The sequence below is a fragment of the Metabacillus sp. GQ13 genome, from assembly GCF_059758525.1.
Map to the genome: position 1 here is coordinate 1 of NZ_JCAXET010000049.1, position 546 is coordinate 546.

Sequence of the window (546 nt, forward strand, 5' to 3'; positions counted from 1 at the left end):
GGTGACAGGTGGTGCATGGTTGTCGTCAGCTCGTGTCGTGAGATGTTGGGTTAAGTCCCGCAACGAGCGCAACCCTTGATCTTAGTTGCCAGCATTTAGTTGGGCACTCTAAGGTGACTGCCGGTGACAAACCGGAGGAAGGTGGGGATGACGTCAAATCATCATGCCCCTTATGACCTGGGCTACACACGTGCTACAATGGATGGTACAAAGGGCTGCGAGACTGCGAAGTTAAGCGAATCCCATAAAACCATTCTCAGTTCGGATTGCAGGCTGCAACTCGCCTGCATGAAGCTGGAATCGCTAGTAATCGTGGATCAGCATGCCACGGTGAATACGTTCCCGGGCCTTGTACACACCGCCCGTCACACCACGAGAGTTTGTAACACCCGAAGTCGGTGGAGTAACCGTAAGGAGCTAGCCGCCTAAGGTGGGACAGATGATTGGGGTGAAGTCGTAACAAGGTAGCCGTATCGGAAGGTGCGGCTGGATCACCTCCTTTCTAAGGAAAATGGTTTCGCTTGGTTTTTGTTTAGTTTTGAGAGA

At 52.2% G+C, this 546-nt stretch carries 1 rRNA gene; it reads left to right on the top strand.

The features are described from left to right. A 16S ribosomal RNA gene (locus AC6CHR_RS25070) occupies positions 1-502 on the top strand; the annotation flags it as partial. Positions 503-546: the final 44 nt, after the last annotated feature.